The 7,478-nt window shown below is 66.2% G+C and carries 6 protein-coding genes and 2 pseudogenes; 3 read left to right on the top strand and 5 right to left on the bottom strand.

Annotated elements, in window-relative coordinates; genetic code table 11:
* The 4 genes from AOM45_RS48750 to AOM45_RS48735 all read right to left on the bottom strand — a co-directional run.
* The coding region (locus AOM45_RS48750) for a Scr1 family TA system antitoxin-like transcriptional regulator (RefSeq protein WP_169792658.1) at positions 1-468 on the bottom strand (468 nt) is incomplete at its 3' end.
* A gap of 95 nt (positions 469-563) precedes the next feature.
* Entirely contained in the window at positions 564-1,406 is an 843-nt protein-coding gene (locus tag AOM45_RS48745) for a transglutaminase family protein (protein ID WP_030474295.1), read from the bottom strand.
* Positions 1,407-1,408: 2 nt separating this feature from the next.
* Complete coding sequence (locus AOM45_RS48740; protein WP_030474294.1) at positions 1,409-2,356, bottom strand: alpha-E domain-containing protein; 948 nt, start codon at positions 2,354-2,356, stop codon at positions 1,409-1,411.
* Positions 2,357-2,369: 13 nt separating this feature from the next.
* The gene (locus tag AOM45_RS48735) at positions 2,370-4,001 is read right to left on the bottom strand and encodes a circularly permuted type 2 ATP-grasp protein (protein ID WP_236704120.1); all 1,632 of its coding nucleotides are present in this window, start codon (positions 3,999-4,001) and stop codon (positions 2,370-2,372) included.
* A gap of 122 nt (positions 4,002-4,123) precedes the next feature.
* Here AOM45_RS48735 and AOM45_RS53985 point away from each other — a divergent pair.
* Positions 4,124-4,480: pseudogene (locus tag AOM45_RS53985) on the top strand (WD40 repeat domain-containing protein); the annotation flags it as partial.
* Between the two features lie 255 nt (positions 4,481-4,735).
* Positions 4,736-6,292 carry a KAP family P-loop NTPase fold protein gene (locus AOM45_RS48730; protein WP_162185784.1) on the top strand — a complete coding sequence of 519 codons (1,557 nt, stop codon included), beginning with the start codon at positions 4,736-4,738 and terminating at the stop codon, positions 6,290-6,292.
* Here AOM45_RS48730 and AOM45_RS48725 read toward each other — a convergent pair.
* Positions 6,289-7,110, bottom strand: a complete 822-nt coding sequence (locus AOM45_RS48725; RefSeq protein ID WP_030474291.1) for an SMP-30/gluconolactonase/LRE family protein — start codon at positions 7,108-7,110, stop codon at positions 6,289-6,291. The two genes, AOM45_RS48730 and AOM45_RS48725, sit on opposite strands and share 4 nt — an antisense overlap.
* A 164-nt stretch (positions 7,111-7,274) precedes the next feature.
* Between AOM45_RS48725 and AOM45_RS50415 the strand changes: the two are divergent.
* Positions 7,275-7,418, top strand: a pseudogene (locus tag AOM45_RS50415) (helix-turn-helix domain-containing protein); the annotation flags it as partial.
* Positions 7,419-7,478: the final 60 nt, after the last annotated feature.

Below are 7,478 nucleotides of genomic sequence, written 5' to 3'. Positions count from 1 at the left end.
TTCGTGTACGTAGAACAAGCAAGTCGGCGGCTGGTGTCGGCGCAGGATCGCCTGGCGTTCCACGCGGAACCGCACGAGGTTCGGGATTCGCTCCTCGGCCACGAATCCACCCAGCCGGTACAAGGCGTCGGCGTACTCCGGTGTCTGGAACAGTCCTGGCACGCCGCCTGGGGTGTAACTGGTGATCACTTTGGCAGTGGACTCGGCAAACGCCAGCGTGCGCAGGTCATCGTGCACCTGCACCACGTACTCCTCAAAGGCGTTCTGGTACCGGCGCCGGAAGTCCTCGAAGAAGTCGATGTCCTTGTCACAAGCGGTCAAGAACTGCACCAGGTCGATCTCGCTGGCGCGCGCCTTCCCCTTCTCGATGTTGGTCACCTTGCTCGGGTGCCAGCCCAGCCGCACAGCCATTTTGGCGCCGCCCAGATCGGTGCAGGTCTCCCGAATTCGACGCAGCTCGTCTCCCAAAGACCTGCTGTGCGCCGTCGATGTGATCACAGTCATAGGTCGACGCTAAGCGTTGCCCCTAGGCCAAGCCAGGTGCTCATTCGGGTGAAAACGTCCTAGGCGAGGCGCGTGATGTCGACCGTCACCTCCAACGCCGTCGCCGCCCCACCCGAGTAGATCCCCTTCAACGGCGCCACATCCGAGTAGTCCCGCCCGAGCGCGACCCACACGTGGCGCGGCCCGACCGGCATCGCGTTCGTGGGGTCGTACCCCCACCATCCTCCGGTCCACGCCTCGATCCACGCGTGCGACTCGCCACGCACCGTCTCTCGCAGCGCGCCGTCTTTCTTCGTGTGCAGGTATCCGGACACATAGCGCGCCGGTATCCCCATACCGCGCAACAACACCAACGACAGGTGTGCGAAGTCCTGACACACGCCCTTGCGTTCCTGCCACGCGTCAACGGCCGAGCTGTGCACCCCGGTCGACCCCGGCTGGTACTTCAGCTGCTCCCACACCCACTGCGAAGCGGCCAGGACGGCGTCCGACGGCGACTTGCCCTTCTTCAGCTCGCGCGCCTTGGCCAGCAGCTCACGGTTGCGCGGCGTGTACCGCGTCGGTTCCAGGAACTCCGTGTACCGGTCAACGAGGTTCTCCTCGCGCATGTCCGCCCACGTGCCAGTGGTGATCGGTTCGATCTCCGAGCTCGTCTCCACCACCGACGACGCAACGACCTTGAGTTCCGTGTGGGGTGCATGCAGGTCGAACGACGTGACCTCAGTTCCCCAGTAGTCGGTATACCGGTAGGCGCGAGTCGCCGGATTCGTTTCAACGCGCGAGACGACGACGTTCTGCCGTCGGTCGCCACGCGGAGTCAGCCGCGCTTCGTTGTACGACTGCACAACCGGTGCCTCGTACACATAACCCGTCGTGTGCACGACACGTACGCGCCAGCTCATGGTCAGCCCACCTCGGTGTTCGTCCAGGCGACCCACGGCGCCACGTGGAAGTACTGCTGCGACACGGCCTCACCGACGTCACGGACCGTTTTCTGCAGTGCGGCAAGGCGCTTCGGCAGGTCGTCCAGCAAGTCGTGCGGCCGCAGGAACTCCAGCTCACTCCGCGCCTTGCCCAGCAACCTCAGCGCCTCGGCTCGTGCCCCGACCCGCACCGACGGCTGGTTCTCCAGCTGTTCCAGACACGCCTCGGCCTGCCGCAGCGCGTGGAACACCGACCGCGGGAACAGCCTGTCCAACAACAGGAACTGCACCACGCGCGACGCGTCCAACGCGCCGCGATACGTCCTTAGGTACGTGTCGTGCGCACCGGCCGAACGCAACACCGTGACCCATCCGGGAGACGACGCCCTGTCCCCCACACGAGCAAGCAACAGCCGCACAATCATGTCCACGCGCTCAACGGACCGCCCGAGCACTAAGAAGCGCCACCCGTCGTCCCGCGACATCGTCGAGTCCGCGAGCCCCGCGAACATCGCCGCCCGCTCCTCCACGAACGAGAAGAACGCGTGCGGCCCCATCGTGCGCGCGTAGGTCTGCCTCTCCGCGACGGCGTTCCACATCGCGTTAAGGCACTCCCACATTTCGGTCGACACGACCTCACGCGCACCACGCGTGTTCTCGCGCGCGCTGTTGACCGACGACACGATGGAGCTGGGGTTGTCCTTGTTGTAGGCCACCAGTTCCGTCAGCGACCACACGTCGAACTGCTCGGCCCCGACCGGCGGCTTGATCCCCAGAACGGTCAGCAGCTGCCGTGACGTGGCGTCCGGATCCACCGTCGCGTCCTCCAGCAGCTGGTGGACCGAGACGTCGAGAATGCGCGCCGTGTCGTCCGCCCGTTCGACGTAGCGGCCGATCCAGTACAGCGACTCCGCGTTGCGTGCCAGCACTTCGCGCGCCTCCCTACTGCTGCTGTTGTTGCTGTTGCTGGGAAGTGGTCAGCTCAGGCCCCTGCTCGGCCGCCGAGGACTCCATGCCGGACGTCCCCGCCAGCCCCGGCTCGGCCAGCTCGCGCTCCACAGTGGACGACTTCGGCGCGAGCACCCACGTGTCCTTGGACCCGCCACCCTGCGAGGAGTTGACCACCAAACTCCCCTCCGGCAACGCCACCCGAGTCAGCCCACCAGGCAGCACGAAGATGAAGTTGCCGTCGTTGACCGCGAACGGCCGCAGGTCAACGTGCCGCGGAGCCAGCTTGTCCCCGACCTTCGTGGGCACGGTCGACAGCTGCACCACGGGCTGCGCGATCCACCCGCGAGGGTTGCTCTTGATCCGCTTGCGCAGCGAGGTGAGCTCCTTCGGCGACGCGTCCGGCCCGAACACGATCCCGTACCCGCCAGACCCCTCGACGGGCTTGACCACCAACTCGTCGAGCTTGTCGAGCACGTGCGCCCGCTCGTCGGGCAGCCAGCACCGAAACGTGTCGACGTTGGGCAGCAAGGGCTTCTCGCCGAGGTAGTACTGCACGATCTCCGGCAGGTAGGTGTAGACGAGCTTGTCGTCCGCCACCCCGTTCCCCACCGCGTTGGCGACGACGACGTTGCCCGCCCTAGCCGCGTTCAACAACCCAGCGATCCCCAGCACCGAGTCAGGCCGGAAGTGCACCGGATCCAGGAAGTCGTCGTCGATGCGCCGATAGATGACATCGACCTGGCGCTCCCCCTCAGTCGTGCGGAGGTAAACGAAGTTGTCGCGGCAGAACAGATCCCGCCCCTCAACCAACTCCACACCCATCTGCCGCGCGAGGAGCGAGTGCTCGAAGTACGCACTGTTGGCCAACCCAGGCGTGAGCACAACAACGTTCGGATCCGCAGCGTTGGGCGCAGCAGCATTCCTGAGGGCCCTGAGCAGGTGCACCGCATAGTCCCCGACCGCACGAACGCGATGCCGCGCGAACAGGTCCGGGAACACCCGAGCCATCGTCCGCCGGTTCTCCATCACGTAACTCACCCCGGACGGACACCGCAGGTTGTCCTCGAGAACCCGGAACGTCCCTTGCTCGTCCCGCACGAGGTCGACCCCGGCCACGTGAATCCGCACCCCGTTGGGCGGGTTGATGCCGGCCGCCTCCCGGTGGAAGTGGTCACACGACGTAATGAGACGCCGCGGCAACACTCCATCCCGGACGATCTGAGCGTCGCCGTAGATGTCCGCGAGGAACATCTCCAACGCCCGCACGCGCTGCACGATGCCGCGCTCGAGCTTCGCCCACTCACTCGCCGTGATGATGCGAGGAATGAGGTCGAGCGGGAACGGCCGCTCCTGCCCACTGAGACTGAACGTGATCCCTTGGTCGACAAACGCCCGGCCAAGGGCTTCGCTACGCGCGTTCAGCTCGTTGACCTGCGACGGAGCGACCGACTCGTACAGCGCGCGGTAGGCACTACGCACCCCGTTGTCGGTGGAGAACATCTCGTCGTAGGCGTCGGCGTGCGGCCGTTGGGGGTTCAGATAGCCGTTGAACAGCTCACCGAGCCTCGGCGTGGTGACCGTGCGGCTGCGGCGCAGTCCTGAGGTGCGGGCTCGGCGTTCCATGGTCCACATCTTCACCCCTGTTACGCCGAAAGTGCACTACCCCGACCAGACAGAAACTTCCCGGAAACGAAAGTCAGCCCTTTCCCGACCTTGGATGCGTGACCTCAGCCGCCGTACCAGGCATGGACCTCGAGTACACCGTTGAGTTCAACACACCCATCATCGGACTTGCCGTGCACCTCGAGAGCCCAGGCAACCCCGTGATCATGGTGAACTTCGACGACCGCCCCCGCGTGTTCATACAGGCAAACACCGGTGAGCCGCATTCGGGCCGATTCCCGTGGAGGTCAGCGGGACCACAGCTGAGTCTGCAGGTCGCGAACCTAACGGCCGAGGCCAGCAACATCGACATCGTCGTCCGCCAAGACGATCGCGAAATCCATCGCATAACCGGACACAGCACGCCTGTCACTACGCTGGCGTTATGCCCGGTCGCAGGTGAACTGCTCCTGGTGTCCGGGAGCGAAGGTGGCTCCATCCGGTTCTGGAACCTGCGCACCGGTGAGTTGATCCGTCAGAGTCAGCCGTCCCGGGTTTCGGTGCTGGCCGTCTACCTGGGACCGGATAGACGGCCCCGCATCGCCTCGGGAGGCCGGACCGGCAGACTGCGAATCTGGGATCCGAAGCTACGGGTGCAGCCCCTGACCGGGCTCGTCTCGACCAGGGGATTCAGCGACAGGGTGGCCAGAGAGGACCTGCTCGATCGCGGCTCGCTCGTACGTGCGCTCCGAGAAATGCTGAAGCCGGGTGATGAGGACGCACCGACCGTGATCACGGTGGAGGGCGCCTGGGGTTCTGGCAAGAGCACGCTGCTGGAACTTGTCAAGAACGGCCTGACCACTCCGCCCGCCGAGGTCGCTCAGGATCGCCGGTTCACCGTGTTCGCCGCGGACCGCCTGTTGTGGCGCCCCCAGCCGAAAAAGCCGCCGAAGGTCGAGCCCACGAAGATCAAGCCCTTGTCGAGGCCGCTCGTGGTGTCGTTCAACCCGTGGCGCCACCAGTCCAGCGAGCAGGTCTGGGCGGGGCTCGCGAAGGCCGTGGCCGAGGCCGCCGAAGCGGCGATGTTGCCGCATCAGAACACCCGCGAGCGCTACTGGTTCCGCCGCAACGCCGTGCGGGTGGACCGCCGGCACCTCCAGCGCCAGCTGTGGCGGCGGACCCTGTCGCCGTTCCTCACGCTCGCCGGACTGGGTTTCGGCGTCTCGGTCCTGAACGCGCTTTCCAAACTCGACCTCGGTTGGGCGTGGTGGGTGACCGTAGGGCTGACCACGGCTGGTGTCCTGCACACGGGGTGGCGGTACTTCTTCGCCAGGGCGTCGGCGTTCCTGCCGGGTGAGCTGTTCGCCGGGCCTGTCGTCAGCAACGCTTTCGCAGCCACCACAACGGATCCGTTGATCCGCGACCCGTACTACAACGCCCGCGCCGGCTACCTGTACCTCGTGCAGCACGACGTCGAAGCGTTGGTGAAGGACCTCGCCGCGAGCCACCACGAGCTCATCGTGCTGATCGACGACCTCGACCGGTGCACTCCCCGCACGACGGCGCAGGTGTTCGAAGCGATCAACGTGTTCCTGTCGGACGACTTCCCCGCCACGAGGTTCGTGCTGGGTCTCGACACGACAGTGGTCGCGGCGCACGTCGACAACGCCTACCGCGAACTCGCCGACGCGAAGATCGTCACACACCCCGACGACCCGAGTCCGGGGTGGACGTTCCTGCGCAAGCTCGTCCAGCTGCCGGTCAGGCTGCCGCGCACCACCGCGGACAACGTCGACCAGGTGCTCCTCGCCCAGCTCGGACCGGTGCACGGCGACGAGCCTGTTGCCGTGCAGGGGGACGATCAGGCCACCGTCCGCGACGGGGGCGATGAAGGTCTCCACGACTTCATCCAGATCCAACCCGAGTACATCGCCATCGAGCACCACCCGGAGGTGCGTGAACACCTGCGGCACCGGCTCAGGGCACAACCAGAGCAGTCTGTGCGCGAGGAGAAACGGCTCCTCAACGTCTGGCAGTTCTACCTGCGCGTGCTCGACACCGCGGATGCCGGGGAAGCCTGCCACCTGGTCGCCGTCGCCGAAATCGCGACACGCTGGCCCGCCTACCTGCACCGCCTCCGCGGCGGCTGGCAGGACCTGGCCGACGCCGTCGACGACGACGTCCAGTGGGGCGCGACGATCGCCAAGCTCGGCTTCGCCTACTCCGACCGGAAAGCCGCGGCGAACCTGCGCGAACTGCTCCGCGACTGCGACGCGCAAGCGGTTGCGGTGCTGGCGAACAGGCTGTTCTAAAGGCGGACCTTCAGGACCGAACCCGAGGCGTGGGTGACGAACATCGTGGGAGTACCCGGCAGGAAGCGGGCCGCCGTCGGGTTCTTGAGGCCGGACAACAAGGTGCAGTGGGCACCGGTCCACGGGTCGACCTTGATTAGCTCGCCGCTGGTGTAGGCGGTGACGTAGAGCTTGCCGTCCGGGCCGACGGCGAGGTCGTCGAGGCCCTTGTCGGGTGCACCCAGTTCGAGGCGGGTCTGGCGGTTGCCGGTGATGCGGACGATGGCGGACTGCGGGTCGATGACGATGTTGGTGAAGACGGTGTTGCCGATGGTCACGATGCCGTTGGGGTAGGCGATGTCCAGGTGACGGACCAGGGTGCCGCGGCGGTCGAACTCGTACAGGCCCGTGAAGGGGTCGGAGACGTGGAGGTGGCCGCGGGCATCGAACTCGGCGCCGTTGGCGGAGCTCAGGGTGTCGCCGCCGATCCACACCTCTGGCTCGGGGGTCAGGCGGACCACGCCGGAGGGCAAGGGGCGGGTTTCCGGGCTGTCATCGCCGAAGTTGACGTAGAGGAGGCCGTCCGGGCCTTTGCGGATGGCGCCGGGCGCGCGCAGTGGGATCGACCGCAGGAAGGTGCCGTCCAGGCGGTACTGCTCGACGGCGTTGCCGGTCAGGTTCGAGAGCCAGATCGTGCCGCGGTCGAACTCCAGGTTCTCGTACCAGGTGGGAGCGGAGTGGAACGTGGTGACGGTCGGTGGTGTGCAGCGGATCCCAGCAGCGTGAGCCGGTACCGCCGTGATGGACAACAGCAGGCACAACAACGCGACGATCCTCATGACTCGACGCTAGCGAGAACCCCGCTCACCCAGCCAGATCTGTTCCGATGCCGAGCGGCAACCAGCTAACGCGCACGTCGGGTGCGGCGGCGAAGGCCGGCTCGATGAGAGCGCGGCCCTCGTGGAAGTGATTATCTCCAGCAGACTCGACCAAGGCGAAGGCCGAGTTGGCTCATCCCAGCTCCCGGCACCTGTCGATCGGGAGGGTCGCCCGGCGTTGCGGCTTCAAGGATCCGACCCACTTCACCCGCCGGTTCCGGACCGCCTTCGGCGTGCTTCCCAGCGAATGGCGCCGCACCACGTCGTAGAACACAAAAACGCCCTGCGGGGAGCGCTTGTGGCGCTCGACCCGCAGGGCAAATTAAGTT

This window comes from Lentzea aerocolonigenes, assembly GCF_000974445.1.
In the GTDB taxonomy this organism is placed as follows: domain Bacteria; phylum Actinomycetota; class Actinomycetes; order Mycobacteriales; family Pseudonocardiaceae; genus Lentzea; species Lentzea aerocolonigenes.
This window is presented reverse-complemented; position numbering and strand designations above follow the sequence as displayed.

Coding starts and splice junctions, on each gene's coding strand:
- AOM45_RS48745 (WP_030474295.1), bottom strand. CDS start 1,406: ATGAGCTGGCGCGTACGTGTCGTGCACACGACGGGTTATGTGTACGAG.
- AOM45_RS48735 (WP_236704120.1), bottom strand. CDS start 4,001: ATGGAACGCCGAGCCCGCACCTCAGGACTGCGCCGCAGCCGCACGGTC.
- AOM45_RS48730 (WP_162185784.1), top strand. CDS start 4,736: ATGCTGAAGCCGGGTGATGAGGACGCACCGACCGTGATCACGGTGGAG.
- AOM45_RS48725 (WP_030474291.1), bottom strand. CDS start 7,110: ATGAGGATCGTCGCGTTGTTGTGCCTGCTGTTGTCCATCACGGCGGTA.